Below are 941 nucleotides of genomic sequence, written 5' to 3'. Positions count from 1 at the left end.
AACGGCTCGTTTGAGAGACACCCAAGTAGCACGGGGCCCGAGAAATCCCGTGTGAATCTGGCGGGACCACCCGTTAAGCCTAAATATTCCCTGGTGACCGATAGCGGATAGTACCGTGAGGGAATGGTGAAAAGTACCGCGGGAGCGGAGTGAAATAGTACCTGAAACCGTGTGCCTACAAGCCGTGGGAGCGTCGCGCATCGAGCTTGCTCGGTGCGTCGTGACTGCGTGCCTTTTGAAGAATGAGCCTGCGAGTTAGCGGTGTGTAGCGAGGTTAACCCGTGTGGGGAAGCCGTAGCGAAAGCGAGTCCGAACAGGGCGTTTGAGTTGCACGCTCTAGACCCGAAGCGGAGTGATCTAGCCATGGGCAGGTTGAAGCGGAGGTAAGACTTCGTGGAGGACCGAACCCACCAGGGTTGAAAACCTGGGGGATGACCTGTGGTTAGGGGTGAAAGGCCAATCAAACTCCGTGATAGCTGGTTCTCCCCGAAATGCATTTAGGTGCAGCGTCGTGTGTTTCTTGCCGGAGGTAGAGCACTGGATAGGCGATGGGCCCTACCGGGTTACTGACCTTAGCCAAACTCCGAATGCCGGTAAGTGAGAGCGCGGCAGTGAGACTGTGGGGGATAAGCTCCATGGTCGAGAGGGAAACAGCCCAGAGCATCGACTAAGGCCCCTAAGCGTACGCTAAGTGGGAAAGGATGTGGAGTCGCAGAGACAACCAGGAGGTTGGCTTAGAAGCAGCCACCCTTGAAAGAGTGCGTAATAGCTCACTGGTCAAGTGATTCCGCGCCGACAATGTAGCGGGGCTCAAGCGTACCGCCGAAGTCGTGTCATTCATACGTATAGGGCCAACGCCTGTATGGATGGGTAGGGGAGCGTCGTGTGCCGGGTGAAGCAGCCGCGGAAGCGAGTTGTGGACGGTTCACGAGTGAGAATGC

At 56.9% G+C, this 941-nt stretch carries 1 rRNA gene; it reads left to right on the top strand.

The window, feature by feature from the left end:
- Positions 1-941 (top strand): 23S ribosomal RNA (locus ACLQ2N_RS35930); the annotation flags it as partial.

Origin of the sequence: Streptomyces sp. DT224 (assembly GCF_049844595.1) — a bacterium.
Lineage (GTDB): Bacteria > Actinomycetota > Actinomycetes > Streptomycetales > Streptomycetaceae > Streptomyces.
The sequence above is the reverse complement of the archived record's forward strand: the minus strand, read 5'-3'. Positions and strand labels throughout refer to the sequence as shown.